Origin of the sequence: Vibrio sp. sp1, assembly GCF_016920955.1 — a bacterium.
Classification (GTDB): Bacteria; Pseudomonadota; Gammaproteobacteria; order Enterobacterales; family Vibrionaceae; genus Vibrio; species Vibrio alginolyticus.
The window spans coordinates 2,859,814-2,886,262 of sequence record NZ_CP060589.1 but is presented as its reverse complement, the minus strand read 5'-3'; the positions used below and the strand labels follow the sequence as shown (position 1 = coordinate 2,886,262).

The following is a 26,449-nucleotide window of genomic DNA, read 5'->3' as shown; positions in this document are numbered from 1 at the left end:
TCACAAAAGCTATAAAATGGTTTCTTTTCTTTTTGCTAAACAACTCCTATGACCGACGCTGATATTGAGCTACAACACCTTTGGTTAGAAGTGCAAGCCGAACGCTGGCAAAACCTGCCACGCTTTTTATTCAGTTACTACTGCTACAAGCACAACCTTGTCAGTAAAACCAACAAAGTTTGCTGGGAGACGGCACGTGCAAGACTGCCCGCTTCAACATCAATAAAAGAGCGAAAAAAGGCGGTGGTTGAACCGTTAGTCTCTGAGGAAACCGTCGTTGGGTTATTGAAATCCATCAGCAAAGATGGGGAAATGACGTTTAACGTGATGGTAACCACACTTAATGCGTTTTTGCACTATGTTGTGATTAGCAAGGAAGAGAAAGCCCGACTTAAACCAAACATGCCAGCTAGTTGGTATCAGCGATCAAACAAGTCGCCTTTGGCACGTTTCGAGCAGGCTGGCATTAATCTACAGGAGTGACATGTCAGTCATCGCTGATGATAAACACAAAAGACAAGCGCCTACAATGAGGCGCATTTGATCAAAAATTGAGGTGCCCCTAAACAAAAGTGCAAAGTGACCAACAAAGCAAAAGTTTGGTTATTCTTGAATGCCTCGAATGCGTACATTACGTCTACGTAAAACTTCTAATGTCACGAGCAAACACACCGACATAAAAATCAACAACGTAGCGACCGCCAATATGGTCGGACTAATTTGCTCTCGAATTCCTGACCACATCTGCCTCGGAACGGTTTTTTGTTCTGCCCCAGTCAGGAATAACGCCACCACAACCTCGTCGAACGATGTGCCAAAGGCAAACAAGCCGCCAGAAATCATCCCCGGACGAATCAGCGGAAAGGTAATGTGTCTGAAAGTATAAACAGGGTTTGCGCCTAAGCTAGCCGCCGCTTTTACCAGGCTATGATCAAAGCCGCTTAAGGTCGCAGTAACGGTAATGACAACAAAAGGCGTACCTAACGCGGCGTGTGCCAAAATGACGCCTAGATAAGTTTGTGATAAGCCAAGACGTGTGTAGAAAAAGTACATCGCAGCAGCAGAGATAATGACTGGTACGATCATGGGTGAGATCAACAGCGCCATAATCGTATTGCGAAAAGGCAAGTTACTACTGGCTAAACCCAACGCCGCCAGAGTTCCTAGCCCTGTTGCAACGAGTGTCGCCATAAAAGCAATAAACGTGCTGTTTTTCAGCGCCAACAGCCACTGATCACTAGTAAACATTTCTTGATACCAGCGAGTAGAATACGCTGCCGAGTCAAGGTTTAACATCCCCTCGGTAAAAGTAAAGTAAGGCGTTGCATTAAACGATAACGGGATGATGGTCAGAATTGGAGCGATTAAAAAGAACAGCACCACCCCACAAAAAGCTAAGTAACCTGCGTAAGCAACTCGCTCTACTTTTGATGCATAGTTTGGTAATGCCATGGTTATCCCCCTACCTTAAGGTTGCTAATGCCAACCACACGGTTGAACATATAAAACAGAACCAGTACAACGAACAAAAGCAGTCCACCCAATGCGCCAGCCATCCCCCAGTTCAGTGATGTCTGCATATGATAGGCAATCATATTGGAGATCATCTGTCCGTTTCTTCCACCAACCAAAGCGGGCGTAATGTAGAAGCCAATAGAAAGAATGAAAGTAAGCAAGGCCCCCGCACCTATCCCCGGTAACGTAAGCGGCATATAAACTTTGATGAACGCAATGAAAGGCGTCGCGCCTAGAGAACGAGCGGCACGGAAATAAGTTGGGCTAATTCCTTTCATTACGCTATACAGAGGCAGGATCATAAAAGGCAACAGAATGTGCACCATAGACACCACCGTTCCGAAGGTATTGTGAATCATCTGAATTCGCTCAGAAGTAAAACCCGACCAAATAAGGAGATCATTAATGACCCCTTGGTTTTGCAGCAGAACAATCCAAGACGTGGTTCTGACTAACAATGATGTCCAAAATGGCAGCAGCACAATAATTAAAAGTAAGTTCGCGCGCTTATCAGGTAAATTGGCAAGCAGGTAAGCAACGGGGTACGCCATCACCAAACAAATTAAGGTGATTGAAATAGACATCCAAAAAGTTTTAAAGAAAAGGTCGACGTATATTTGGCGTTTTTCTGGTTGGGGCTCAATGTCTCCAAACTCATTCACTTGCAAGTCTAGCGCTGCAAGATAGTGACTGAATGTTAATGCGCCACTAAGATTCTTAAACGCCGCCCAATATTTAGGATTAGCCCAACGCTTATCCAGCTTAGCTAGCTGTGTCACCGAGATCGGCAGCGACGTCAAACGAGACAACTTTCTGCCGGTTTTCATGAGTAAACTGCGCATACCAGACTCTTCAATATTCATCCGGTTGGCTATTTTCGGTAGCTCTTTGCTTTGATAAAGCGCAAGTACTTCAACAGAGAATGCCTCAATGACTTCTTGATGAGGCTGACCTTGATAATCCCAACTTTCTAAGGCTTGAATAGTTTGTGGTAGTGAAAGGGATATTTCTCGGTTATCCACGCTTCGATAAAGCATGTCGAGGATAGGAAAAGCAAACGTAAGCAGAATAAAACACACCAATGGCGTTGTGAGCATAATGGAGCGAAGCTTTTTTCGGCGCTCCGCCTTTTGCAACTGCGCTTTCAGATTGGTTTCTTGCTCATGAACTTGGCGTTCGATCTCCAATACAGAATCTAATGCGGTTAGCTCTCGACTCATGCTGCTACCTCGCTACTTTGAGTTTGTGTCCCATCAAGAGCATGGCAATCGTCACTTTGCCAACCAATACGACAAATTGCGCCAGGCGTTAACTGCAAGTGTTTACGATTATCGTTAGGTACTTTAACGATGAAGTGACCAACGCTCTCTACTTCGACGACCAGACGATAATGATCACCGTGATAAATCAATTCTCGTAGGACGCCTGAGACTTGGTTCTCGCAAGACGCTTTCTCTGGTTGAATAACAATCTTTTCTGGTCGAATGGAAAGTGTTGTTCTCTGCCCTTGCTCAGAGACTCTGACAGGTTTCGCAGTAAATGACTCTTTCCCAACGAGCACTTGGCAATACTTTCCGTTCCACTCTTTGACTAAACCTGAGAGTTGGTTGTTTTCTCCGATAAATTGTGCAACAAACGTATTACTCGGAGATTCATAAAGCTCGGTTGGTGTCGCGAGTTGTTGCACTTCGCCGTGATTAAAAACCGCAATACGGTCGGACATAGTGAGAGCTTCGTCTTGATCGTGCGTCACATACAAAATGGTGATACCAAGCTTTTCATGCAAATGTTTAATTTCCATCTGCATTTGCTCACGCAGCTGCTTATCTAACGCGCCTAGTGGTTCATCCATCAAAACTAGTTTAGGCTCAAACACTAATGCTCGCGCTAACGCGACACGCTGTTGTTGACCACCTGATAACTGCTTTGGGTATCGAGTCGCAACATGCTCAAGCTCGACCATTTCTAATACACTCTGAACTTTGCTTTGAATCGTGTCACTGTCGAGTTTTCGCACCTTTAAAGGAAACGCAAGATTCTCAGCAATGGTCATATGTGGAAACAACGCATAGTTTTGAAACACCATACCAATATCGCGCTTGTGCGGCGCGAGATGATTGACAGGAACGCCATCAATATAAATGTCTCCACCGGTCGCAGTTTCAAAACCTGCTAGCATCATCAAGCAAGTGGTCTTGCCCGATCCTGACGGCCCCAACATAGTAACAAACTCTCCAGGAGCAATATCTAAGTTGAAGTCTTTCACCACCAAATTCGTGCCATCGTAGGTTTTCTTAACGTGTTGAAAGCTGACATAGTCCTTGTTTTCCGTGCTCATGACTTCCCTCTTCTCATTTTTTGAATATTACGAATGAGTAGAGCGTCAGTTAACGCTCTACTAAACAGCACAATTACAGATTGTATTTGGATAGGTCTAAGCGGGTTTCTAACGCATGTTCAACCATTTGAATGACTTGTTGACGCTCTTCACCTTGTAAGAGTTGGCGTGGCGCACGAACTTGTTCAGAGCCACGTCCGCAGACTTGCTCGGCCAATTTTATGCACTGAACCAGCGTAGGAATGGTGTCTAAACGCAGTAGGGGTAAGAACCAACGGTAGATCTCTAACGCTTCAGCATAACGACCTTGGCTTGCCAGTTTATAAATCGCAACGGACTCTTCTGGGAATGCGTTGGTTAAACCAGAAATCCAGCCGGTCGCACCTAGCATCAATGATTCAAGAGCGATGTCATCAACACCACTGAACACGGTAAAGCGGTCATCAAATTTATTGTAAAGCTCGGTGATACGACGAGTATCAGTGGTCGACTCTTTAATAGCTACAATGCTTTCAAACTCAGCCAGTTTCACCATGATATCGAGGTTTACATCGACACCATAAGCAACCGGGTTGTTATAAATCATGATTGGCATTTCTGGCGTTGCTTTTGCTAGCGTGCGGTAATATTCGAACGTTTCGCTCTCAGACGTGCGGTAAACCATGGCAGGCATCACCATACAACCATCGATACCAATTTTGTACGCATCCTGCATGTAATCAACAGCTGCTGTGGTAATAGACTCTGCTGTACCAGCAATCAAAGGCACACGGCCATTTACGACTTCTTTTGCCGCTTGCAAGACCTGGCGTTTCTCCTCCGGGTACAACGCACAGTTCTCACCGACAGTGCCCAAGCAGATAATGCCATTCACACCATCTTTAATTTGGTTATCTATAACAGTTTGCGTTGCGTCTAAGTCGATTGACTGATCTTGACGAAATTGCGTACTGACCGCCGGATAAACACCTTTCCAATCAATTTTCATGAACTACTTTCCTTATATGTATATTGTATGCAATTTAAATGAACGAGCAAAAATGCTCAGACATGGCTATCTATGCCATTTTCTAACAACACCGCCTTTACAGCGGCCAAATCAGCCAAAGCACTGCCAACTGATTTGTATAAAGTAATGACCTCATCGTTTTGACGTCCTGAGATTTGTTGGGCGCAAAGCTGCGGTAATTCCCCTTTGATATCGTCTGACGTGAATACGCCCTCTTGAATTGGAATGAGAAGATCGCCCGCTTCGGCTAATACATTAATACGGCTATCAACATACACCTGTGCTCGTTGCACTGCTTCGGAGTCACATTCACGCTTGTCCAAGTCATGATTACCGACCAAATCAATATGGGTGCCCGGCTGCACGTCTGCGCCATTAAACAAAGGCTCTGCTGATGCAGTAATACAGCTGATGATGTCAACGTGTTTGATAACGTGGTCCACATTTTCTACGACTGAAACACGGAACCGACGCTCATCAGGAAGCGACTGATACTCTGAAGATGACACAATGGCATCTACCGTCGCCTCGGCTTTGTCTGAGTTACGCCCCCAAATATAAACCTGCTTAAGTGGGCGAACCGCAGCGTATGCCCACGCAAAATAAGGCGCAAGATTGCCCGTTCCGAAGATCAACAGACGATCAGCATCGGGACGCGCCAAATAGTCCGCTGCCAACGCAGAAGCTGCGGCGGTGCGCCAAAACGTTAAAACTTTACCGTCCACGAGTGCGAGCGGCTCACCATCGTTTCGTCTGAAAACAAGCAGCTTAGATGCAAGCGTATCTTTGCCTTGCTCGGGATTATGCGGGAAATACGTAAAGGCTTTCACCGCAATCAACTCCTGGTTCCAAGCTGGAAGTAGCGCAAACGCCTCGTATTCTCCCTCTTCTAAGGGCATGACTCGGCGTTGAGGTATTGTTGCTGGCCGCGAGTACATTTCACGCATCGTTTCAATAAGAGACTTCATTGTTAAACATTGCGCGACTTGCTGTGCTTCGATGACTTTCATTATTTCTCCGAAAACATAAATACAGTTGAGGAAAAGTACGGAACCTCGCTTATGGATGAAAACTCGGCCCCATACAAAAATTAACGCCTAGTTAAGCAGCCAGGTGTTGAACTCTTCATTGAGTTCATCTGCGTAGTCTGACCACCATTCATCGTTAATCAGGAAGGCGGTTTGGAAGTTTTGAGGTGCGGTAGGAAGGTTCGCTAAAATGTCTGGGTTCACCTCCGCCGAAGACGACTTACGCGTAGGCCCATAGGCAACGTACTTAGCTTGATCAGCTAATGGTTTTGTTCCTGAAGAAAAAGCAATGAAGTCCAATGCAAGCTTTGTGTTCTCACTCCCTTTAGGTATCGCCCATCCATTCATGTAACCCATTTGACGGTCCCATATAATCCGAAATGGTTGACCTTCATCCTTACGGGCATTGTGGATTCGGCCGTTAAACGCCGAGGCGATCACCACTTCTTTGTCTGCAAGCATTTGAGGTGGCTGGGCACCTGTTGTCCACCACAGCACTTCTGATTTGATCGTATCCAACTTAGCAAAAGCACGCTCACGCCCCGCTTCGGTTTCGAGCAGGCTGTAGACCTCTTCTGGCTTTACACCATCAGCCAATAGTGCCCACTCAAGATTACCCTGAGGCTGTTTTTGCAATGCACGTCGACCTGGAAAAGTTTTTAGGTCAAAGAGATCGGTCAACTTGCTAGGCAAAGCCTTACCTTTAAACGCGTCTTCGTTCACCGCTAATACAGTGGACACTACGATGGTATTGATTGCGCACTCGTGAATCGCACCATCAATAAAATCCTCTTGTGCTGGTGTTCCATCTGCGCCCGGAGGCAAAATACTTGGGTTCACTGGTTCTAGTAACCCTTCGGCGCAACCACGAACAATGTCTGGCTTGTCGAGAGAAACCAAATCCCAGCGCACGTTGTTCGCTTCCACCTGCGCTTTAATTTCGGCTAATCCGCCGCTGAAATCCTCGGATACGATCTCGACACCTGTTTTTTTAATGAAAGGCTTGTGATATGCCTCCACTTGGCTCTTGGTGAATGCACCACCCCAAGATACGACCGTCAATTTGTCTTCAGCATAAGCAGAGGTCCCCAACAGCATTCCTGAAATCAACAGCGCCAATGGTGCTTTGGTCATTCGTGACATGTTTTACTCCTTTTGGTTGTTTTTCTGGAGGCATCCGAGTACGGCTGCTGGACACCATTTTTGTTAAAATTAAGTTAACATTAGCATTTAATATATTTTATACAATATTTAATATTAAATTTTTTCAGGCGAATCGTTGTAATGAAAAAGGTCATAGATCAATCGATGTCGGCTTTCCTTCGATAAGCTCTAAAAGGAGATCTGCCGTAATCGCCGCTTGAGTTAATCCAAGGTGTTGGTGGCCAAATGCCAGTAATACATTTCCATCCCAAATGCTATCAATAACCGGTAACGAGTCGACTGTTGAAGGCCGATTCCCCATCCACTTTTCTCCTTGCTTGAGTGGATTTAACTCCGATTCAAACATCTCATCACCTAACTGAAAAAGCATTTCTGAACGTTTCATATTGGGTGGTGATTCTACATCGGCATACTCAACAGTGCCTGCCAAGCGTAGCCCGCCAGACATCGGAGTCATGATGAATTTTCTATCTGCAGAGCTAATAGGAAATGGCAGTACATCACGCTTGTCATCCACCATTAGGTGATAACCACGCTCGGCTTGAATAGGCACTTTGACTCCGGTTAGCTGCCGTATCAAAGGCTTAGAATGTACACCAGCAGCAACAATGATTCGGTCAAATGAATACGTTTGAGACTCAACCAGCACCTCGCCATTTTTCGCCAACGCAGATACATCTTTTTGTAAAACCTTACCGCCAATAACTTCAAAAGCTTCACTTAGCTCAACACAGAGCTGATAGGGGTCTAGCGTATGACCTGTATCGGGAAAAAAGACGCCGACACGAACCTTATGGCTGAGATCAGGTATCCGCTCTCGAATCTCCTCTTGTGTCCAAACTTGATACGCCACACCGTTTTTAGCCAGTGAGTTAAGCGTGCTTTGATAATTCTGAAACAGTTTCTCGTTTTCAAAAGTGAGCAATGAACCATTCATTTTTATTAGATGCGCTTTTCCGATTGAATCAAGCACGCCACGCCAACTTGCCACTGACCGCTCGTTAAGACTCTTAATCGCGTTTTTTGCCCGCTCCGCGGCTGATGGCTTGGTTTGTAATAGAAAACGAATCATCCACCCGATTGTGTTTGGAATATCTTGCCAACGGATCGAAACCGGACTTTTGGGATCTAGCAGCATTTTAGGTAATTGTGGAAGCAGCGCTGGCGTTGCAAGAGGGAAGATTTGCTCAGTCGCGATATGGCCTGCATTTCCCTTAGAGCATCCATTCCCCACGTCATTGGGATCAAAAATCGTGACTTGATAACCTTGCTGCTGCAATTTCAAGCCAATTGATAAGCCAATAATCCCCGCACCTATCACAGCGATCCTTTCCTTTTTAGTTTCATCCTTGACCAACATAAATATGCTCCGAGTCACACTTGAAAACGTAGATTGTATACAATATATTTTACATTACGTTAACATCACTATTGCTTAATTCAACCATTTTTTCAGCAAGGAGCGAAAAATGAGACAAGGAACTTTTTTCTGTATTGATGCCCACACCTGCGGCAACTCAGTTAGGCTGGTAGCAGGCGGTGTGCCTCCACTCGAAGGCAATACCATGAGCGAAAAGCGCCAATACTTTCTTGAGCATTATGATTGGATTCGTCAGGCACTCATGTTTGAGCCTCGCGGACACTCAATGATGTCGGGGTCAGTTGTCTTGCCTCCTTGCAGTGATAACGCAGACGCTTCTATTCTGTTTATTGAAACCAGTGGCTGCTTACCAATGTGTGGCCACGGCACCATTGGAACCGTCACCACCGCTATCGAAAATCGCCTTATCACTCCCAAAAAAGAAGGTCGTTTGATACTTGATGTCCCAGCAGGACAAATCGAAGTGCACTACCAAACAAAAGGTGACAAGGTCACGTCGGTAAAGATATTTAACGTACCGGCTTACCTTGCCCACCAAGACGTAACCGTGGACATAGAGGGCTTAGGTGAGCTCACTGTCGATGTTGCTTATGGCGGAAACTATTACGTAATCGTCGATCCTCAAGAAAACTACGCCGGACTTGAACACTACTCTCCAGATGAAATTTTGATGCTTTCACCAAAAGTTCGCGAAGCGGTATCTCGAGCGGTTGAGTGCGTACATCCAGAAGATCCAACAGTATGCGGTGTTTCTCATGTGCTATGGACCGGAGAGCCCACTCAAGAAAACGCCACCGCTCGAAATGCTGTGTTTTACGGTGACAAAGCGTTGGATCGCTCGCCATGTGGTACGGGCACAAGTGCACGCATGGCGCAATGGCATGCAAGAGGCAAACTCAATCAAGGAGAAGACTTTGTTCACGAAAGTATCATCGGCAGCCTATTTCAAGGACGTATAGAAGGCATTACCGAAGTGAATGGCAAAGCCGCTATTTTGCCAAGTATTGAAGGATGGGCACAAGTATACGGTCACAACACAATATGGGTAGACGATGAAGACCCATATGCGTACGGATTTGAAGTGAAGTAATAAGGATAGTAAGGAAGAATGATGAACCCACAAGAACCAACCACTTTTTACGCAGTCAACGCCTTTACTGGTGAGCCTCTACCTATTGCGTTTCCGGTACATGGAGAGCAAGAAGTTAATCAAGCCGCCTCAGCCGCCCAAAACGTTGCGCGTGAGTTTCGCCAACTAAGCAATGCAAAGCGAGCGAGCTTACTTTGCTCTATCGCCTCTGAATTGGAAGTGAAGAGTGAAGAAATCGTTGCTCGTGCTCATTTAGAAACTGCCCTTCCCGAAGCACGTTTAAGCGGTGAAATAGGACGTACAGCGAGCCAATTAAGACTATTTGCCGAGGTTGTGAGCTCGGGTAATCACCATCAAGCAATTTTCGATACGCCAAACCCAGACCGTCAACCACTGCCGAAACCAGATATTCGTCGTCAGCAAATCGCAATTGGCCCTGTCGCCGTGTTTGGTGCGTCTAATTTTCCGCTCGCATTTTCTACGGCAGGTGGTGATACGGCTTCGGCACTGGCAGCTGGCTGTCCTGTGATTGTAAAAGGCCATACCGCCCACCCTGGCACCAGTCAACTTGTTGCAGAGTGTATTGAGGCTGCACTTGAGAAAGAGTGCTTACCGCAAGCCATCTTCACGCTATTGCAAGGCAACAAACGCGCACTTGGCCAAGCACTCGTTACCCATCCAAAAATTAAAGGGGTTGGGTTTACAGGTTCCGTCGGTGGTGGCCGTGCGCTGTTCAATCTAGCTCAGCAAAGACCAGAGCCAATCCCCTTCTATGGTGAACTAGGGGCGATTAATCCAACATTTATTCTCCCTTCAGCCATACGAGCAAACGCCTCATTGGCTGAAGAGTTTGTGGCTTCTATGACTTTGGGCTGTGGACAATTTTGTACAAAACCAGGCGTTGTATTTGTCTTGAATAGCCCAGAAACGCAAGCCTTTATCGAAATCGCTCAAGGGTTAATTCGACAACAATCAACGGCCACTTTGCTAACGCAAGGAATCCGAGAAACGTATGAATCCGAAGTGGATAAGCGAGCTTCCGAAACAGGCATTAACGTAACTCGTTCTGAACAAGCAGAAGTGACCAATGTCGCACCAGCACTGTTCGTGACGGACAGTAAAAACTGGCGTAAAAACCCGCAATGGGAAGAAGAAATATTCGGTCCTCAATCGTTGATCGTAATCTGTGAAGATTTCGATGACATGTTGAAACTGAGTGATTCACTGACTGGCTCGCTCACCGCAACCCTTCACGCTACCGCTGAAGACGAAGAACAAGCCAAGCAACTGCTTCCAAGTTTGGAAGAAATCGCCGGACGCCTTGTATTCAACGGTTGGCCAACTGGCGTCGAGGTTGGTTACGCTATGGTTCATGGTGGACCCTATCCGGCTTCAACCAATTCTGCCTCAACATCTGTCGGGGCAGAGGCTATTCATCGTTGGTTGCGTCCCGTCGCTTATCAAGCTTTACCAGAATCTTTATTGCCGGATTCATTAAAAGCGTCGAACCCACTGGGTATTCAACGCGCCATAGATGGCAGTGTGTCCCAATAAAATCACCAGATGGCTCAAAAAGGCATCAACTGATGCCTTTTATTTCACTCTACTTCTCAAAACCTTCTTTCCTAGTTGGTTTGTGCCAGAAAAACAATAAACTACTAAAGTAAAATGGATTGGATACAATATTAATTTCACGGGAGACTTCAATGTCACAGAAACCTGTTTTTAAAACGCGTACTCAGCTCGTTGAGGAAGCAATTCGAACTCAGATCTTGAAGGGCGAGTTAAAAACTGGTCAACCTTTACGTCAAGATGCGTTAGCAAAAGAGTTTAATGTTAGCCGAATTCCTGTGCGTGAAGCGTTAGTTCAATTGGAAGCACAAGGACTCGTTAGCTTTGAACCTCACAAAGGTGCGACGGTCACTGAGCTATCTCCAGAGAAAATCAATGAGCTATTTGAACTGCGCGCTGTCGTGGAATGCCACATTTTAGAGCGCGCGATTCAAAATATGACAGACGCTGACCTTGAACGCGCGCGCGAAGTTCGCGAACGTTTCGAGTCAGTAGTGAACAGTGGCGACGAAGTAGAAGAATGGAGCAACTACAACTACGAGTTCCACAAAGCCCTATATGCGCCAGCCAACATGCCTGAAACTATGGACGTCATTTACAACCTGAACACAAAGTGTGACCGATACATACGCATGCAGCTATTGTTTACTACAGGCATTAAAAAGGCAGAAGAAGAGCACTTAAGCTTGTTTGAAATGTGCCAAAATCGCGATATCGAAGGCGCCAAGTACCTACTGAAAAAGCATATTCTAGAAGCAGGCACAGCGATTCGAAACCTGCTGCTTGAAAGGCAAAATATCAGCCAGTAAATGGAATAACGAATAAGGTGATATTCAAGGATGAATGTTGGACCAAAGTTTTTACTTGCAGCGCTACGACAAAAGATTAAAGAAGAAGGGCTTTGCTACAATTCCTTGTCAGAGAAAAGTGGCATCCCTTTATCTAGTATTAAACGCCACCTACATAATCCAGCTTTAGGTTTGGATAAAGTACTTATTTATCTGAACTACCTGAATACCGATCTCATCGAACTCGCAACCTTAGCCAACGAGCTTCAGCACCAAAACGAGCAAATGCTAACAGATGAAGAGAGCGCCCTTTTCGTTGAGCATCCTTATTTACTTGATTTTATTTATATGCTGACTTCTCGTGATATTAAACCGCAAGAGATAGCCCAAACTTACGGACTTTCTGATACAAGCTTACGATTCTATTTGCGTATCGCGGAAATTCTAGGATATGTCGAAAACTTCGGAGACGGCTTGTTTTACCGTTCTGGTCGTCGATTTATTATGGAAGAAGGTACGGCATTAGACACCTTATTCAAAGAGCGATTTCAACAAGATTCGCTTTCTCATGATATCAACCCAGGCGTATGTATAGGTCGCATTAGGCTCACCGAAGAGCAGAAAGTGCAAATAGAGGACGAGCTTTGTAATAAATTAGCGAAACTTAACGCAGTTAACACTTCCAACAATGAAGGTGAACTAACAAATATATTAATGCGCTGCACTCCCGGTGCTCAGATATTTTTCGCTGATGATATACCTAACATTGACGGAAGCCTATTAAAGCACGTCGCTCAACTCACTAAATTAAGTTAAAGCATCAGACAAATAAATCAAACAAATCCCAGATAACATCATATACCCCTACCAAATTATTGATTCAAAGCGTTTCCTGAATCTAATTCTGATTTTTATTTAGCAAGCATCGCTTAGTCAACTAAGAACTTGTCTTAATTTCACACTTATTAATTGTCTTGTTAGATCTTTTGAAATAGACAGAAAACTTAAGTAATGACTAATTTAGCTTAAGGATAAAAGACAACTTTTTTACGTTATTTACCTCACACTATTTAACTATAAATTTGCAGACGAACAAATTAAATTAATACATTCACCTAGCTAATAAAAACAAAAGCAAAACACATAATTATAATTCTATTATTTATAAGGACATAGAAAAGTGAAATTTAAGTATTCTTTAGCAACGGCAGTCACTCTCGCATTATTACAAGGCTGTGGCGGTGGCGGCGGTGATAGCTCATCACCTACTCCGTCCACTAGCAGTGCAAACGGTCCAACATGGAAAGTTCATGATTTTAGCCAATCGTCGAAAACGTTTATCAACCAATGTGAAACGCCCCGCGTCGGACTGGACCCATATGACAACTATGCCGCCTATCCAGATAAATTGGGCTCTGCATTACACGAAAAACTCTTTTTAAGAGCTTTTACTAACGAAACGTATCTATGGTATGACGAGGTTCCTGATAATAATCCAGCAAACTACAAAACTGTTACTGATTACTTCAATACGCTGGTCACCTCTGCTACTACCGCGACGGGTAAACCAAAAGATCGCTTCCATTTTACCGTCCCTTATGAGGATGATATGAAATCATCGCAATCCGGTTTAGTTGCTGGATTTGGTTTTAACTGGGCATTCCTACGTGGCGTACAACCTCGAGACGTTCGTATTTCCTACACTGAAGAAGCCTCGCCAGCTGATAGAAGCGGCATTGCTCGTGGTGATAAGCTTTTGAAAATCAATAATATTGATGTGGTTAACACCGGTAGTCAGTCCGACATTGATTTTATCAACAAAACGCTCTTTAACCCTGACATCAATCAAGATTACACCTTCACATTTGAGAGTGTTGACGGTCTAGAGAAAACCGTGACGCTTACCGCCTCTGATGTCATGACCTCTCCAGTTAAAAATGCCAAAGTGATTACACACAATGGTATGCGGATCGGCTATCTGCAATACAACTCCTTTGAACCAAGCGCTCAAGCCCCGCTTATTGAGGCATTCAGTACGCTCTCAGCAGAGAATGTTGACGAGATCGTCGTTGATTTACGTTACAACGGCGGTGGTTTAGTCCTTCAGTCCTCGCAAGTAGGCTACATGCTAAGCGGTGCTGGTCAGAACCGAGTCTTCAGTGAATTGATTCACAATGACAAAGTGATGCGTACCATTAAAGATGGGGATAACATCTATCGCTTTACAAGTCTAGCAATAGACTGGGCAGCACAGAAATATTCGGACCAAGTGCTTCCGACACTGAACAAAAAGCGCGTATATGTGCTGACTTCAGGAGGCACGGCTTCCTCTAGTGAACTGCTAATCAACGCTTTGCGCGGCATTGATGTGGAGGTTATCCAAATAGGCTCAACAACCACAGGTAAACCGTATGGGTTCTCACCAGAACAAAACTGCGGCACTATGTACTACACTATTCAGTTCAAGTCGGCGAACGAGAAAAAATTTGGCGACTTCGCTGATGGTTTTATTCCTACTCCAAAGAGCCAAATCAATACCGAGCTAGGCTTAAACAATAGAGTGGAAGGTTGCTGGGTCAATGACGACCTAACAAAACCATTAGGCGATCCGTCTGAAGGTATGCTTTCTGCGGCGCTAAACTACATGGAAACAGGAACCTGTCCGCCAGCATCCCCTTCAAGTTTCAACGCCATGCCGCGTAACATTTCATCTCCGGAGCTAAGCGATCTTCGCTCTCCGCTACGAACAGAGGCAATTCATGTTGAGATCAACTAACTTTTTACGAATGCTGATTCGGGTTGCGCTTTTCCTAGGGACTTCGATTTCTTTGATAGGATGTCAAGCTATGTCACAAGAACCCGTTGAAGCATTGAGTAAAAAGAACTCTCCAGAAACAGTCATAGAAATTCAAAACGCGATCGCAGAAATCCAAGGGACACCAGCACCTAGAATCGCAAATAACGTATTTGAATCTTCACCGCATTTATTGATTGAAAAAGGGCGAGTAAAAGGGAACAACAATCAACTGTTGGATGGCAGCTATACGGATCTTCCAGACCAATATACGTTGCAGATAAGAGGTGAAACCTGTGGCTTGTACTACGCCAAAACAGATACTTTTGTCTCTCTCAGTTCACTAGATTGTGAGCCCATCATTAAGTTTTAGATCTCCCAAAAAGAAAAGCCCGCTGATATCAGCGGGCTTCCTACTTTATTGTTCAGTGTGAAACGGTCAACGTTACTTTAGTTCAATCCATGCTTTGCGCTGTTGCTTATCCATGTATGACCAAGCTACAAAGCGGCTCACTTTCTGTCCTTGGCTCATTTCAACCACACGAATGGCTTTCACACCCAATTTTTCAAGCTGCTTGCGCATCGGGCGAACGTTGTCTTTTTTGGATATGAGTGTTGTAAACCACAAGACCTGCGCGGCAAAAGCTTGGCTTTCATTCGCCATTTTTCGGATAAACGCCGCTTCTCCACCTTCACACCACAATTCAGCGTTTTGACCGCCAAAATTCAACTCAGGCTTACTTGTCTTTACTTGTGTGGTTTGAGGTTTTAGTCCTTTCTTACGCTGGTTTGCTTTTAGATTATCGATTTTACGCTGGCTGCCCATAGCGGCATCTTCCGCCGAACGGTGGAATGGCGGATTACATGTCGTCACATCATAACGATCATTCGGTTGAATGATACCTCGATAAATATTGGCATCATTGTGTTGCTGTATTAATGCAATTTTTCCCGTCAAAACACGATTGTGCTCTACGATCGTTTGAGCCGATTGGATGGATTTTGGATCGACATCGCTGCCCGTATAGTGCCAACCGTATTTTGTTACACCAACAATCGGATAAATACAGTTTGCTCCCACGCCAATGTCCAACGCTTTCACTTTTTGGTGCGCGTACTGACCTTTTACTTCACCATCAAGTAGTTCTGCCACTCGGTGAATGTAATCAGCGCGGCCCGGAATCGGTGGGCAAAGGTAGGTGTCGGGAATGTCCCAGAACTCGATACCATAATACGCAGCAAGCAATGCTTTATTGAGCATTTTAACAGCATTAGGATCAGAGAAGTTTATGGAGTCTTCCCCTTTCGGATTTTTGATAACGAATGGCTTTAACTGTGGTTCACTTTCCACGAGTTTTTTAAAATCGTAACGACCTCGATGAACATTACGCTCATGCAAACCATTCTTCGCTATTTTTATGAACTCGACTTCGCTCTTTCCTGCAGGCTGAGGGGATTTGCGCGCAACTTTGTCTTTAACACGCTTCGGCTTGTCTTTATTCGCGTCTTTCTTCTGACCCGCCATTGAAGCCTTTGGTTTTGCTTGCTTCGCGTTGTGATTATTGTTCTTCATTCAAATTCGCTTTTAAATCGAGGTAAATCATAAACAAACGAGCATCAAATTCGAGTTGGTGATACTCAGGCTCCATGCAGCAACATAACTGATAGAACGCCTTGTCGTGGTTTTTCTCACGAGTATGTGCCAACTCATGTACCACCAGCATTCTTAATAGTGGCTCGGGCGCATCTTTAAATACATTGGCAATGCGAATCTCGTTTTTCGACTTAAGCTTACCACCATGGTTTCTACTGATTAAACTGTGCAAACCAAGCGCATTGTTTACCGCGTGAATTTTCTTATCGTAGACAACTTTACTGATTGGCGCGGCTTTCTTCATGTAGCGATTTTTGATTGCCATGGCGTACTCATAGAGCGCCCTTTCGCTTTTGATTTGGTGCCTATCGGGATAACGCTTTTCGAACCAAGGAACAAACTTGCCACTCGCTATCAATGAGCTCACCTGCTCTACGATGTTTTGTGGGTAGCCTTGAATGTATCGAAGTGACGGATGCATAGAGTTAACGTCTGTTATGACAAAATAAAGGCGCTCAATATACCTGAGATAAAGGACAGTTTCACCTTAGCTTTCGCCTTTCATTTATGGTGAAAGGCCGTTAAACTTCGCCTCCCAATGATAATGGAGAGAAACTCAATGAAACGTGTCGTCCTTTACGTCAAAGACAAATGCCCTCACTGCAAAGATGCTCAACGTTATCTGGATTCGAAAAATATTAACTATCGTTTGTGCAATGCTAAGATGCAACGCGGTCGCAAAGAACTTGATGCGCTTGGTGCTCGTTCAGTGCCAGTTTTAAAAATTGGTGATCGGGTAATGATTGGCTGGAACCCAAAGAACTTCGAGAAGATGTACAAAGGCGACTAGTGCTCGGACGATGAATCTGCGCTGCGTTTAAACGTAGCGCTTGATAAAGTCGATAAACGTTCGATCTGCTATTGATAAATACCCCTGCTTGCGCCAAGCAAGTGCCAGATCCAGCGTCACTGGTGGTTCAAACGGTAAGCCAACAACGCCCGACTCATGTTGAGTCACCAATTCCAGTAACGCGGTAATCGCAAACTCTTGTTTTACAATACTCAAAATCAAAGGCAGTAAGTTGGTCTCGAATGATGACTTCATGGTAAACCCATGCTCCTCACTCACCTGATCCAAAAATTCGCGGTGAAAATAGCCATGCTGAAACATAACCAAATCGTGTTCAAAGAACTCATCAAAAGTAAGAGCGTGTCGCTGGGCTAACTCATGCTCAGGTGAAACAACTGCGACCATTTGGCTAGTAAACAAATGGTCAGTTTCTAGATCATCAGGCACATTATCACAACTGATCACACCAATATCGAGTTGACCATTGAGCAGCATACGACGAATCGATTGAGTTCCAGCTTCGACCAAGGTCAATTTTAACTCAGGGAATTGGCTTTTAAACGCCATCACAATTCGTGGAAAGAAATAACTGCCCATCATTGATGGCGTCCCTAGTCTTACTTCGCCTTTCGCTAAACCTTTCAACTCATCAATCGCGAGCTGCGCGTCGTGCAACTGTTGAATCACCCGCTTAGCATGTACAAATAACGTTTCGCCCTCTTTCGTTAAGCTGATTTTTTTATCATCACGGCGAAATAGGGTAACGCCCAAAGACTGCTCAAACTTTTTGATAGAAATGCTTAATGCGGGCTGGGCAATATGCAGGGCTTTCGCCGCATGGGTAATGTTTCCGTGTTCAGCGACCGCCAGAAAATGTTTAAGTTGTTTCGATTCCATTAGATCAAAAATATATGGTGTCCATATTTTTAATATATTTTTTTAATTTATAACGAACTGATAGATTGATCACAGTCTCTCCATTTGCTCACATTAGGCAGGATTCATGGTCAGTTTTGGCACACCGGAATACAAACGCATTACGCTCTCGCTAGCGCTTGGTTCCTTCTTGGTTTTTTCAAATTTATACCTACTACAGCCAATGCTGCCCACTTTTGCTCAAATTTTCACGATCTCAGAAACGCAAGTGAACTGGTTATTTGCGGCCTCAACACTCGCTCTCTCTTTTAGCCTCGTTCCAATGGCTGTGTTGTCAGAATCAGTGGGAAGAAAGCCAGTCATGATGGCTGGTCTGTTTTCGATTCCTACCCTTTCCGCTTTGATGCTATTTGGTGACTCATTTCTGTTTTTGGTGGTATGTCGAGCACTGATCGGTGTCGCGCTCGCAGCTTTTGCTGCAGTCGCCGTGGCTTACATGGCAGAAGAGCTCGACAAGCACGCTTTCTCGATGGCAATTGGAACGTACATTGCGGCTAACTCATTAGGCGGTATTGCAGGGCGTATTAGCGGCGGCTTATTGGCGGACAATTTCAGTGTTGATGTCGCCATTGAAGTTATGATGGTGTTCACTCTTCTTGGTGTCATTGGCGTTCACTATTTATTGCCAACACAGCGCAACTTCACCCCGTCATCAAGCAGCTTGCGCCATCAAAATCGTGCGCTTATTGGTCATTTTAAAAACCAACGCGTGTGGTTCGCAATGCTGATAGGAGGACTCAACTTTGCTTTGTTCGTCAACCTTTACTCCGTCATGGGTTTCCGTCTGGTGAGTGAACCTCACAATGTGCCCGTCGGGTTGGCCTCACTGATCTTTATTTGTTACTTGGGAGGGACTTTCTCCTCTCGTTGCGCAGGCCACTGGAGTAAACGTTATTCATCAATCCTCGGTATGTTCTTAGGCGCGATAGTGAGCATGGCGGGGATGTGGATTGCGGCGGTTGAAAGCTTGACTGCAATGCTATTTGGGTTGTTGCTGATAAGTTTTGGTGCCTTCTTTACTCATACCCTCGCCTACGGTTGGGTCGGTCAGAACGCCACTCGCGCCAAAGCCACCGCGACAGCGCTCTACTTAGTACACTACTACGTAGGCGGTAGCTTAGGAGGATTCTTACTTCTTTATTGTTGGCAACATGGTGGTTGGTCGAGTGTTCTTATGGGAGGAAGCGCAGTCTACCTAGCGATGTTTGCTGCAATTGCGTATTTGAAACACATTGCCAAAAGAAAGCATACTGACCAAACACCTGACGCTGCGAGTTTAAAGAGTAGCTAAGGTACGCTCATTTGCGTAATACCTCTCTGGTTACTTGGATAACCAACTCTGCTATGCTTGCGCTACTTTAATAAAAACCAGAAAGTCGTATGTCAACGCGTTCAACACAAAACACAGATATCGAAGCGATCACTCAACAGGTCGATCAATGGCTCAACGATGTAGTAATCGGTCTCAACCTTTGTCCATTTGCTGCCAAGCCGCAACGTAATAAACAAATCAAAATCTTTGTTAGTGAAGCGACTCAAGAAGAAGCGCTTCTAGAAGATATTTTATTGCAGCTGATTGAGCTGAGTAACACAGAACCCGAACAACTTGAGACCACGTTGGTTGTGGTTCCCAACATGCTACAAGATTTCTGGGACTACAACTTTTGCATAGATTGGGTTGAAGGATTAATTAAGCAGCAAAACTGGGAAGGTGTTTTCCAAGTAGCGACTTTCCATCCTGATTACTGTTTTGGCGGCGCAAGGCCTGAAGACGACGAAAACCTAACCAATCGTTCTCCTTACCCGATCTTCCATTTGATTCGCGAAGAGAGTATGGAAAAGGTACTAAAACACTATCCTGATCCTGAATCCATTCCCGATACGAACATCGCTCGTGTTTCCGCCCTTTCAGAGGAAGAACGTAAAAAGCTGTTCCCTTACCTATTTCGTTAAGCACCACCATTCCCAAAGGCAGATTTATCACCAGTTAGATGCAATGCCCTTGGGGTTCAAAGTGCGGTTTGGTATCATTGCCGCTTCAATCGATTCAATGGAAATTAGAATGCAACTGTCAAAGCTAACCCAAGAGATTTTTGATCACTTATACCGTGATATCACCGAGTTCCGTAGTACGTTCGACTTACCAGTCGCAGACGCTGCAAGCCTTGATACGCAAGCAGACACACTACACACCTCTTTGGCGATCGAAGAGCTAACAGAGCTAGCAGAAGCAGATTGTAAAACTGAGCAAGCAGATGCCATCGTAGACAGCGTGTATGTATTAATGGGCCGTCTCGTTCATCTTGGCCACAGCAAAGTAGAAGACAACCTGGCGATCAGCTACTTAATTGATCTTCTATTAAACGTTGCGGTAAACCGTGGTATCGAATTTATTCCTTGCTGGGATGAAGTCCATTCAAGCAACATGAGCAAAGTATGCCGTAACGAGCAAGAGTACTCAGAAACAGAAGCATTCTACGCGGAACAAGGCATCAAGTTGATGGCGGTGCAGAAAGGTGAATACATCATCGCGAAATGCGCCGAAGATTTCGTATCGGAAGGTAAAACCATTCGTAAAGGCAAAGTACTCAAATCTGTTTACTACCGCCCAGCAGATCTAAAACCGTTAACTCAATAAGCGTTGAGTTTGGCTATCTCGATTAAAAAAAACGACCTCAAGTAGGTCGTTTTTTGTTGTCCCTAAATACTAATCAAAGATTAAATAAGGTTGCTCATCTACGATGACCTTTTTGACTTGAGTATTGAACACTTCCCCGAGAGCTTCTTCCGTTAGCACAGTATCGGCATTTCCTGATGAGTGCAGCACACCGTTGTTAAGCAGCAATACTTTATCTGCGTGCTTTAATGTGCGATTGAGATCGTGATTAGCAACTAATACTCCAATCCCCTGCGCCGCCATAGCGTTAATCAATTGATAGAGCAGACCCTCTTGCGCAATATCTAACGGTGCTGCTGGCTCATCCAAAATTAAAAACTGCGAAAAAGGATTAATGGTACGCCACACCTGCAAACATACACCTGCTAATCGGACACGCTGCCACTCACCACCGGATAATGTTTGAATACTGCGATGAAGCTTATCTTGCAGTTGTACCAGCTCCACCACCATATTCACGGCATCACGCACTTTGATATCCGCAATCTCAGCACCACTTGGCAGAGATAAAGCGAGATACTGAAACACATCAACATTAAACGCTGGGCGCGATTGCTGACACAAATAACCTCGAACATGAGCTTGCTCTGACAACGGTAAAGTAAGCAAGTTTTTGTTGCCAACGTACACTTCACCACTCATACCCTCTCGGTGACTTAACGTACCAGAAATCGCAGCCAATAAAGTGCTCTTACCGGAACCATTAGGCCCAACTACATGTACGATTTCGCCAGCTTTGCATTCAAAAGAAAGAGGCAATAATCGACTACCAACCGACATATGTTTAACGTGCATCATGACTCTTCACCAGCATCCAGATGAAAATAGGTGCGCCAATCGATGTTGTCATGACACCTAAAGGTAACTCTGCGGAGTCCAATAACAGTCTTGCGCCGATGTCAGCAAATACAAGCAACGCAGCACCAGATATTGCAGAAAGTGGCAATAAATAACGGTTTTCCGTACCAAAAGCCAAACGCAACAAGTGCGGCACCACCAAACCAACAAAACTGATGATGCCACCCAAAGCGACTGAACTACCCACCAAAACAGAAATGGCGAGGATCAGTTTCCAACGCATTTGATGCACATCGACACCCAATTGGGTCGCATGAATCTCACCCAGCATCAATCTATCAAGCGATTTGCCTTTACAACATAACCAGATGAGCACCGGTAACATCACCAAGGTAACGGTATGTTGATACCAACTCGCACCGCCAATACTGCCCATTAACCAATACATCAGTTGGCGTAAGCTAAGATCATCACTAAAGTAAAAAGCCCACGTCACAATCGCGCTCGATAAAATACCCAATGCGACCCCAACCAAAAGCAATCGAGCCGTCGTCAGGTGCATTGCCCTTGCTATCGCCACCAAAACAAACGTGAAGACCATCGAGCCTGCAATCGCTGCCAACATAAAAACAATCGGGGTAGGAAGAACAGGTGACGCGAACATGATTAAGACCATTGCTAAGCTTGCACCACCAGATATACCGAGCACGCCAGGTTCAGCCAACACGTTCCCAAGCAACACTTGTAACGTCGCGCCAGATACCGCTAACGCAGCACCAATAATTGCCGCAGACACTAACCTCGGTAAACGCAAGTCCACCAATAACTTCTGTTCAAATGCAGATAAGGATTGAAAAGGAGAAAGGAAAATTTCTCCGACCATCAAGTGAATGGCAGAGAGTACAGCGAGCACGATCGACATAACCATCAGGTTACGTTGCCAGCGTCGTTCCTTGTTCAGGATAAGTTGTTGAAAATCCATAGCGGCCGATAAAAACAAACGAGGCTTAACCTTACAGTTAAGCCTCGGTAAATTGCAATTAACTTCTCAAAGCAATGTTGGATTAATCGTAAACCAACTCACCCTCTTCAAAACGGGTTTTCACTTCACAAACCATCAGAGCTGCACGTTGACCTATTGCGACGTGGCGGTTCGGGAAGACAATCGCTTCGTTTTCATTCTTCGCCATTAATGGTTTGTCGCCATCATGACCAAACACTTCGCCGTGAACAAATGAGGTGAAGTTTTCAACATTGTCGTCGAACATAAAGTCAAAGTCTTCGTTCAAACGAACGATTGTGCGACTTACGCGATACTTAATGCATGGTTTTGGTAAGTGTTCTGGCTTCGTTTCCGCAATCAAATTACGTAAAGACAAATCAAACGCGGTCAGTTTATCGAGGTCATTTTCACCGATACGAGCCACACGGCCAAGCTCCATTGTGAGAGCCTGCGCACCAAAGTTCTCGGCACTGTACCAGCTAAACGTGCTCGATGGTGAGTTTGACAGGAGCACTGCTTCAATGTGTGCACTGTCCAAGAAATCGATCAATGCTTTGCTGCGCACAGGATGACGAGTCTTAGGACTTACTGCAAACGTATAGTGCTTCGAGCCTCTAATCGCGCAGTGTAAATCAAGGTGCCAGCGTGTTGTCGGGTCGGTATCCTGATAAAAATCTCGAACAAGCAGCTTAAGCGTATCGGCGATAACAAGCTCTTTTGTCTGTTTGTGTTCTTTTTCGTCAAACAAACGGTTGAGGTTTTCTTCAAGGAATCGCGTGTGCGCCAGAGTGGACTCTGGGTGAGCGATAATGAACAGACAACGGGTATCGACCGTCTGGAACCCAGATTCTATGTCTTGAATAATGGAATCCACCAGCTCCATCGGTGCGGTTTCATCTCCGTGAACCCCACAAGAGATGATGATGTTCTTCGTATCCTGAGTATAATTCGCAGGGATTACTTCTAATACACCACGCTGATAGAGTTTAAGTTTTACACCGTTAGAAAGCACCTGCTCCGCTGGTGCAACATCAATATGAACATCTAACGTGTCAGTTAAAAACGATTGGCGAAAGAGAGACTTCGTCATGCGTTACTCCTTAATAGCACGGCGGATATGTTAATAAATTGTACAAAGGATTTTTGTTGCTGCGATCTCACTTATGAGTAGAAATCACTATTTCCCTCGAAAATCCGATGCCTTTTCGCGCCAGGCACTCAAATCAAGCATTGAGGCGTTTAATTTTCAAACAATTACAAAGTGTTAGGGCTGTGAACTTTACCACAGCCCTGATTAAGATCATTATGATTTGATCAAATTTTTGTAGCTATAAAGCAGATTATGCATCAACACTGCGAAAAACTTAGCCGCGCTGTGCGAGCAAACGCTCAAACTCATCGACTTTTTCACGCACTAGCTCAACACTCTGCTGCCAAAACGTTGGCTGGGTTAAATCCATCGACAGGTGCTTTTCGACGACATCTTCCGCCATCATGCAGCCTGTATCGCGCAGCAAATTGATGTAATCGGTGTAAAACGCTTCGCCTTTGTTTTCTCGCTGTGCATAGATACCCTTGCTAAACAAGAAACCAAATAGGTATGGGTAGTTATAAAAGCTCACGCTATCAATAGAAAAGTGCAGCTTGCTTGCCCAGAAGTACGGATCCGGTTCGCTCATTACGTCGCCATACCATTCTTTCCAAGTTTCTGACATCAACTCACAGAATTCATCTGCGGTTAACTCTCCATCCTGGCGGCGTTCATAGAACGATTTTTCAAACTCGTAGCGAACCGGAATGTTGATCATTAAAGCTAGCGCAGATGACAACTCTTCCCACAACATCTCGAGCTTTTCATCAACGCTCTCCGCTTTCGAAATCAAATGATCACGAACGATGTTTTCTGCAAAGATAGAGGCGGTTTCTGCTAACGTCATTGGGTAGTAAGTTTGGCAAAGTGGCAAATCACGAATAACCCAGTTATGGAACGCATGGCCAAGTTCATGTGCCAGAGTCATAAGGTCTGACCGACTGCCACTCCAAGTCATAAACACAAGTGGTGTTCGCGTTGCTGGCAGTTTGGTGCAGTATGCGCCAAGACGCTTGTTAGCATTTGGCGCGGCATCAATCCAACCATTTTGTACCATCAAACGGACAAACTCCGACATCTCAGGGTTTACTGTTTCAAATGCTTCACAAATAACATCAATCGCTTCATCAAAGTCGTAAACCTTCGCTTCACCGCTCAAAGCAGGCATAGCCGCCAGATGATTCCAAGGTTTCATCTCATCCAGACCATGTACTTGCGCCATCAATAAACCCGCTTTCTGACCAATAGCTCGACTGTCTTTGGCTACGGTCATCATCGCATTTAAAGTTTCAGCTTGGATTCGGCTACCATGCAAACTCGGCTCTAGGAAGTGAACTTCACGCTTCGTAGAACGCTTTTTGTTTTCAGTTAAGCGCCATCCTGCTAACGCATTCAAAATCGCAGCGAATGATTCTTGGTGCGTTTGCATTGCATCTTGTACGCCTCGCCACGCGGCTTCTTGACGCTCGAATTCAGAACCATAAAGAATGCTTGCCGCTTGAGAAAACCCAAGCTCTTCACTATTACCATCTGTGTACTCAAGCTTCACTTTCAATGAGCCAGTCAGGTTATCGTATAGGTTACCCCAAGCCGATTTGCCATCCACACTCATCGCAGCCAGTAACTGTTCTTCTGCGTTGCTAAGACGAGTATCCGCCAACTTTCTAGAATTCAAGATAGAAAAAGCTTGCCCACTGATATCAGGATTCTCATGGTCTAACACGCGCAAGATAAACTCTTTGTCGGCATGAGTTAATGTCAAATCAAAGGGACTGAACGCTTGGGAAAGCTCCGAAAAGATGCGGGTCATTTTACCAAGTAACGATTTCGCTTCGGCGTTTGTTGCATCAACAGAAGCATAACAACTCGCAAAATTTGCAACTGTACCCGCTAAACGACTCGCGGCTTCATTGGTTAAAATCGCATTTTGCATGATCTCTACGTTGCCACAATCTGCTGATTGTTTATTCAAAAGATCAATACATTGTTCCACAAGAGCAATATCGTCTTGAATTCGTGGGTCAGAAAGGTCGTTATAAACGATGGACAAATCCCAACTCGGCGTTGTCATTTCTATATTTCCTTTTTAAGTAACTGAGTCAATTTTCGCTTCCTGCACCTAGCAGATGGGCTTCCACTGACATCTTCCGTGACTATGCCCGTAAGCAATATCGTTCTGGGCATTTTAATATTTATAAATTAACGAGTTAAAAGAGGTACGCCAATCGAACGCACCGAGGCGTAAATTTGCTCATCTATGGTAATTGTTACATGCGTGACAGAAGCGTTTCCTATCGACAACGTCGAATACCACTTTGGGTTACGCCAATCTAACTCCAATACATGAGCAAGAATCATACGAATGACGCCACCATGCGTGACGATAAGTAGATTGTCATTGATATCGTTGATGATTTGAGACCAAACGCGACATATGCGCTCAGAAAATGTGCTTAAGCTCTCAGCATTCGGCAACGTATGTTGTGCTGGCGATTGCCAAAAAGCATCTAGCTTTTTCCACTGCTCAGTGAGCATATCAAAAGGCATACCATCAAAATCACCAAATGCCATCTCTTGTAAAGACTCATCCGTCATTACTGGTAATAATTGCTGTTCAGCAATGATGTTTGCCAGTTCTTGACAGCGTGAAAGCGGAGAAGAAATTATTCCACCCACACCTCGTCCACTCTCGGCCCAAGCCCGAGCAATACTCTCTTGATCAGCAGGCGTAACTTTTACATCTGTTTGGCCATGGAGTCCTGGTGGAGCGTCTACTTTTCCATGACGCACAAGATAGATATTGAGTGTTTTCATTTTGTTCC

The 26,449-nt window shown here is 44.9% G+C and carries 26 protein-coding genes; 11 read left to right on the top strand and 15 right to left on the bottom strand.

What is annotated here, in order from left to right:
- Nucleotides 1-48 precede the first annotated feature (48 nt).
- Nucleotides 49-483, top strand: coding sequence for a hypothetical protein (locus tag H9L11_RS13495; protein ID WP_042521922.1), 435 nt, complete (start codon nucleotides 49-51; stop codon nucleotides 481-483).
- Between the two features lie 120 nt (nucleotides 484-603).
- Here the strand turns inward: H9L11_RS13495 and H9L11_RS13490 are convergent, their stop codons facing one another.
- From H9L11_RS13490 to H9L11_RS13460, 7 genes are all read right to left on the bottom strand, one after another.
- Nucleotides 604-1,452: an ABC transporter permease gene (locus H9L11_RS13490; protein ID WP_006741629.1), complete on the bottom strand. Its 849-nt coding sequence runs from the start codon at nucleotides 1,450-1,452 to the stop codon at nucleotides 604-606.
- 2 nt (nucleotides 1,453-1,454) lie between these two features.
- Nucleotides 1,455-2,735, bottom strand: a complete 1,281-nt coding sequence (locus H9L11_RS13485) for an ABC transporter permease (RefSeq protein WP_054730117.1) — start codon at nucleotides 2,733-2,735, stop codon at nucleotides 1,455-1,457.
- Nucleotides 2,732-3,853, bottom strand: coding sequence for an ABC transporter ATP-binding protein (locus tag H9L11_RS13480; protein WP_054730116.1), 1,122 nt, complete (start codon nucleotides 3,851-3,853; stop codon nucleotides 2,732-2,734). Before H9L11_RS13480 ends, H9L11_RS13485 begins: the two co-directional genes overlap by 4 nt.
- Before the next feature lie 73 nt (nucleotides 3,854-3,926).
- A complete protein-coding gene (locus H9L11_RS13475; RefSeq protein ID WP_054730115.1) occupies nucleotides 3,927-4,841 on the bottom strand; it encodes a dihydrodipicolinate synthase family protein in 915 nt (304 codons plus the stop codon).
- Nucleotides 4,842-4,897: 56 nt separating this feature from the next.
- Nucleotides 4,898-5,872 (bottom strand): ornithine cyclodeaminase family protein, encoded by a 975-nt coding sequence (locus H9L11_RS13470; protein ID WP_205390831.1) that lies wholly within the window; start codon nucleotides 5,870-5,872, stop codon nucleotides 4,898-4,900.
- An 87-nt stretch (nucleotides 5,873-5,959) separates the two neighbouring features.
- Complete coding sequence (locus tag H9L11_RS13465) at nucleotides 5,960-7,033, bottom strand: ABC transporter substrate-binding protein (RefSeq protein WP_054576452.1); 1,074 nt, start codon at nucleotides 7,031-7,033, stop codon at nucleotides 5,960-5,962.
- Nucleotides 7,034-7,184: 151 nt separating this feature from the next.
- Nucleotides 7,185-8,414, bottom strand: coding sequence for an FAD-dependent oxidoreductase (locus H9L11_RS13460; RefSeq protein WP_205390830.1), 1,230 nt, complete (start codon nucleotides 8,412-8,414; stop codon nucleotides 7,185-7,187).
- Between the two features lie 109 nt (nucleotides 8,415-8,523).
- On the opposite strand from H9L11_RS13460, the gene H9L11_RS13455 reads away from it, so the two are divergent.
- The 6 genes from H9L11_RS13455 to H9L11_RS13430 all read left to right on the top strand — a co-directional run bounded on the left by H9L11_RS13455 (nucleotide 8,524) and on the right by H9L11_RS13430 (nucleotide 15,052).
- Nucleotides 8,524-9,525: a 4-hydroxyproline epimerase gene (locus H9L11_RS13455; RefSeq protein ID WP_086046690.1), complete on the top strand. Its 1,002-nt coding sequence runs from the start codon at nucleotides 8,524-8,526 to the stop codon at nucleotides 9,523-9,525.
- Between the two features lie 21 nt (nucleotides 9,526-9,546).
- Nucleotides 9,547-11,079, top strand: coding sequence for an aldehyde dehydrogenase (NADP(+)) (locus H9L11_RS13450; protein ID WP_017820890.1), 1,533 nt, complete (start codon nucleotides 9,547-9,549; stop codon nucleotides 11,077-11,079).
- Between the two features lie 152 nt (nucleotides 11,080-11,231).
- Nucleotides 11,232-11,906 (top strand): GntR family transcriptional regulator, encoded by a 675-nt coding sequence (locus H9L11_RS13445; protein WP_005377862.1) that lies wholly within the window; start codon nucleotides 11,232-11,234, stop codon nucleotides 11,904-11,906.
- 30 nt (nucleotides 11,907-11,936) lie between these two features.
- Nucleotides 11,937-12,701, top strand: a complete 765-nt coding sequence (locus H9L11_RS13440) for a hypothetical protein (protein ID WP_064353850.1) — start codon at nucleotides 11,937-11,939, stop codon at nucleotides 12,699-12,701.
- Between the two features lie 364 nt (nucleotides 12,702-13,065).
- Nucleotides 13,066-14,661, top strand: coding sequence for a S41 family peptidase (locus tag H9L11_RS13435; RefSeq protein WP_205390829.1), 1,596 nt, complete (start codon nucleotides 13,066-13,068; stop codon nucleotides 14,659-14,661).
- 70 nt (nucleotides 14,662-14,731) lie between these two features.
- Nucleotides 14,732-15,052: a hypothetical protein gene (locus H9L11_RS13430; protein ID WP_005397755.1), complete on the top strand. Its 321-nt coding sequence runs from the start codon at nucleotides 14,732-14,734 to the stop codon at nucleotides 15,050-15,052.
- 72 nt (nucleotides 15,053-15,124) lie between these two features.
- On the opposite strand, the gene rlmF is transcribed toward H9L11_RS13430, so the two are convergent.
- Nucleotides 15,125-16,252 carry a 23S rRNA (adenine(1618)-N(6))-methyltransferase RlmF gene (gene rlmF / locus H9L11_RS13425; protein WP_205390828.1) on the bottom strand — a complete coding sequence of 376 codons (1,128 nt, stop codon included), beginning with the start codon at nucleotides 16,250-16,252 and terminating at the stop codon, nucleotides 15,125-15,127.
- The gene (locus H9L11_RS13420) at nucleotides 16,239-16,754 is read right to left on the bottom strand and encodes a M48 family metallopeptidase (protein ID WP_086046688.1); all 516 of its coding nucleotides are present in this window, start codon (nucleotides 16,752-16,754) and stop codon (nucleotides 16,239-16,241) included. Before H9L11_RS13420 ends, rlmF begins: the two co-directional genes overlap by 14 nt.
- A gap of 138 nt (nucleotides 16,755-16,892) precedes the next feature.
- Between H9L11_RS13420 and H9L11_RS13415 the strand changes: the two genes are divergently transcribed.
- Nucleotides 16,893-17,123, top strand: coding sequence for a glutaredoxin family protein (locus H9L11_RS13415; protein ID WP_005377871.1), 231 nt, complete (start codon nucleotides 16,893-16,895; stop codon nucleotides 17,121-17,123).
- A gap of 27 nt (nucleotides 17,124-17,150) precedes the next feature.
- On the opposite strand, the gene H9L11_RS13410 is transcribed toward H9L11_RS13415, so the two are convergent.
- The gene (locus H9L11_RS13410) at nucleotides 17,151-18,020 is read right to left on the bottom strand and encodes a LysR family transcriptional regulator (protein WP_005389786.1); all 870 of its coding nucleotides are present in this window, start codon (nucleotides 18,018-18,020) and stop codon (nucleotides 17,151-17,153) included.
- A gap of 106 nt (nucleotides 18,021-18,126) precedes the next feature.
- On the opposite strand from H9L11_RS13410, the gene H9L11_RS13405 reads away from it, so the two are divergent.
- From H9L11_RS13405 to H9L11_RS13395, 3 genes are all read left to right on the top strand, one after another.
- Nucleotides 18,127-19,350, top strand: a complete 1,224-nt coding sequence (locus tag H9L11_RS13405) for an MFS transporter (protein WP_085569556.1) — start codon at nucleotides 18,127-18,129, stop codon at nucleotides 19,348-19,350.
- 89 nt (nucleotides 19,351-19,439) lie between these two features.
- Nucleotides 19,440-20,012, top strand: coding sequence for a DUF1415 domain-containing protein (locus H9L11_RS13400; RefSeq protein ID WP_025766766.1), 573 nt, complete (start codon nucleotides 19,440-19,442; stop codon nucleotides 20,010-20,012).
- 109 nt (nucleotides 20,013-20,121) lie between these two features.
- Nucleotides 20,122-20,697, top strand: coding sequence for a nucleoside triphosphate pyrophosphohydrolase family protein (locus tag H9L11_RS13395; protein ID WP_005377875.1), 576 nt, complete (start codon nucleotides 20,122-20,124; stop codon nucleotides 20,695-20,697).
- A gap of 69 nt (nucleotides 20,698-20,766) precedes the next feature.
- Here H9L11_RS13395 and btuD read toward each other — a convergent pair whose 3' ends face one another.
- The 5 genes from btuD to cobC all read right to left on the bottom strand — a co-directional run bounded on the left by btuD (nucleotide 20,767) and on the right by cobC (nucleotide 26,441).
- Nucleotides 20,767-21,534, bottom strand: coding sequence for a vitamin B12 ABC transporter ATP-binding protein BtuD (gene btuD, locus H9L11_RS13390; protein WP_082245220.1), 768 nt, complete (start codon nucleotides 21,532-21,534; stop codon nucleotides 20,767-20,769).
- Entirely contained in the window at nucleotides 21,521-22,516 is a 996-nt protein-coding gene (btuC, locus tag H9L11_RS13385) for a vitamin B12 ABC transporter permease BtuC (protein ID WP_005377877.1), read from the bottom strand. Before btuC ends, btuD begins: the two co-directional genes overlap by 14 nt.
- 82 nt (nucleotides 22,517-22,598) lie before the next feature.
- The gene (locus H9L11_RS13380; RefSeq protein WP_005377878.1) at nucleotides 22,599-23,627 is read right to left on the bottom strand and encodes a succinylglutamate desuccinylase; all 1,029 of its coding nucleotides are present in this window, start codon (nucleotides 23,625-23,627) and stop codon (nucleotides 22,599-22,601) included.
- Between the two features lie 274 nt (nucleotides 23,628-23,901).
- Complete coding sequence (locus H9L11_RS13375) at nucleotides 23,902-25,698, bottom strand: M3 family oligoendopeptidase (protein WP_205390827.1); 1,797 nt, start codon at nucleotides 25,696-25,698, stop codon at nucleotides 23,902-23,904.
- A gap of 128 nt (nucleotides 25,699-25,826) precedes the next feature.
- Complete coding sequence (gene cobC / locus H9L11_RS13370; protein WP_017820880.1) at nucleotides 25,827-26,441, bottom strand: alpha-ribazole phosphatase; 615 nt, start codon at nucleotides 26,439-26,441, stop codon at nucleotides 25,827-25,829.
- Nucleotides 26,442-26,449: the final 8 nt, after the last annotated feature.

Coding starts and splice junctions, on each gene's coding strand:
- H9L11_RS13495 (WP_042521922.1), top strand. CDS start 49: ATGACCGACGCTGATATTGAGCTACAACACCTTTGGTTAGAAGTGCAA.
- H9L11_RS13490 (WP_006741629.1), bottom strand. CDS start 1,452: ATGGCATTACCAAACTATGCATCAAAAGTAGAGCGAGTTGCTTACGCA.
- H9L11_RS13485 (WP_054730117.1), bottom strand. CDS start 2,735: ATGAGTCGAGAGCTAACCGCATTAGATTCTGTATTGGAGATCGAACGC.
- H9L11_RS13480 (WP_054730116.1), bottom strand. CDS start 3,853: ATGAGCACGGAAAACAAGGACTATGTCAGCTTTCAACACGTTAAGAAA.
- H9L11_RS13475 (WP_054730115.1), bottom strand. CDS start 4,841: ATGAAAATTGATTGGAAAGGTGTTTATCCGGCGGTCAGTACGCAATTT.
- H9L11_RS13470 (WP_205390831.1), bottom strand. CDS start 5,872: ATGAAAGTCATCGAAGCACAGCAAGTCGCGCAATGTTTAACAATGAAG.
- H9L11_RS13465 (WP_054576452.1), bottom strand. CDS start 7,033: ATGTCACGAATGACCAAAGCACCATTGGCGCTGTTGATTTCAGGAATG.
- H9L11_RS13460 (WP_205390830.1), bottom strand. CDS start 8,414: ATGTTGGTCAAGGATGAAACTAAAAAGGAAAGGATCGCTGTGATAGGT.
- H9L11_RS13455 (WP_086046690.1), top strand. CDS start 8,524: ATGAGACAAGGAACTTTTTTCTGTATTGATGCCCACACCTGCGGCAAC.
- H9L11_RS13450 (WP_017820890.1), top strand. CDS start 9,547: ATGAACCCACAAGAACCAACCACTTTTTACGCAGTCAACGCCTTTACT.
- H9L11_RS13445 (WP_005377862.1), top strand. CDS start 11,232: ATGTCACAGAAACCTGTTTTTAAAACGCGTACTCAGCTCGTTGAGGAA.
- H9L11_RS13440 (WP_064353850.1), top strand. CDS start 11,937: ATGAATGTTGGACCAAAGTTTTTACTTGCAGCGCTACGACAAAAGATT.
- H9L11_RS13430 (WP_005397755.1), top strand. CDS start 14,732: ATGTCACAAGAACCCGTTGAAGCATTGAGTAAAAAGAACTCTCCAGAA.
- rlmF (WP_205390828.1), bottom strand. CDS start 16,252: ATGAAGAACAATAATCACAACGCGAAGCAAGCAAAACCAAAGGCTTCA.
- H9L11_RS13420 (WP_086046688.1), bottom strand. CDS start 16,754: ATGCATCCGTCACTTCGATACATTCAAGGCTACCCACAAAACATCGTA.
- H9L11_RS13415 (WP_005377871.1), top strand. CDS start 16,893: ATGAAACGTGTCGTCCTTTACGTCAAAGACAAATGCCCTCACTGCAAA.
- H9L11_RS13410 (WP_005389786.1), bottom strand. CDS start 18,020: ATGGAATCGAAACAACTTAAACATTTTCTGGCGGTCGCTGAACACGGA.
- H9L11_RS13405 (WP_085569556.1), top strand. CDS start 18,127: ATGGTCAGTTTTGGCACACCGGAATACAAACGCATTACGCTCTCGCTA.
- H9L11_RS13400 (WP_025766766.1), top strand. CDS start 19,440: ATGTCAACGCGTTCAACACAAAACACAGATATCGAAGCGATCACTCAA.
- H9L11_RS13395 (WP_005377875.1), top strand. CDS start 20,122: ATGCAACTGTCAAAGCTAACCCAAGAGATTTTTGATCACTTATACCGT.
- btuD (WP_082245220.1), bottom strand. CDS start 21,534: ATGATGCACGTTAAACATATGTCGGTTGGTAGTCGATTATTGCCTCTT.
- btuC (WP_005377877.1), bottom strand. CDS start 22,516: ATGGATTTTCAACAACTTATCCTGAACAAGGAACGACGCTGGCAACGT.
- H9L11_RS13380 (WP_005377878.1), bottom strand. CDS start 23,627: ATGACGAAGTCTCTCTTTCGCCAATCGTTTTTAACTGACACGTTAGAT.
- H9L11_RS13375 (WP_205390827.1), bottom strand. CDS start 25,698: ATGACAACGCCGAGTTGGGATTTGTCCATCGTTTATAACGACCTTTCT.
- cobC (WP_017820880.1), bottom strand. CDS start 26,441: ATGAAAACACTCAATATCTATCTTGTGCGTCATGGAAAAGTAGACGCT.